The organism is Desulfogranum marinum, assembly GCF_016918565.1.
Lineage (GTDB): Bacteria > Desulfobacterota > Desulfobulbia > Desulfobulbales > Desulfobulbaceae > Desulfogranum > Desulfogranum marinum.
On the sequence record NZ_JAFFQD010000168.1, the window covers coordinates 1 to 425 of the forward strand.

Consider the following 425-nt stretch of genomic DNA (forward strand, 5'->3'; position numbering starts at 1 on the left):
GGCGCGAGCGCATCGCTTCCGCGTCGAGCCAGCCTTGCACTGCCAGCATCGACAGCTTGATCAGGTCAGCCGCCGTGCCTTGCATCGGCGCGTTAATGGCGGCGCGCTCGGCAGCCTGACGGCGCGGGCCGTTGCCGCCATTGATGTCGGGCAGCCACAGGCGACGGCCAAAGACGGTCTCCACGTAGCCTTGCTCGCGCGCCCGCTGCCGGGTTTCGTCCATGTAGCTCGCGGCGCCGGGGTAGCGAGCGAAGTAGCGGTCGATATAGAGCTTGGCTGCATCGCGCCCAATGCCCAGGTTGCTCGCCAGCCCGAACGCGCTCATCCCGTAGATCAGGCCGAAGTTGATGACCTTGGCCACACGGCGCTGATCGGGCGTCACCTCCAGCGGCGTCACGTTGAACACTTCAGCAGCGGTCGCGCGG

The 425-nt window shown here is 67.3% G+C and carries 1 protein-coding gene; it reads right to left on the reverse strand.

The genetic code is table 11. The annotated features are described in order from the left end of the window. A partial coding sequence (locus JWH17_RS23345; protein ID WP_232371272.1) for a DNA polymerase occupies positions 1-425 on the reverse strand: 425 nt, incomplete at both ends.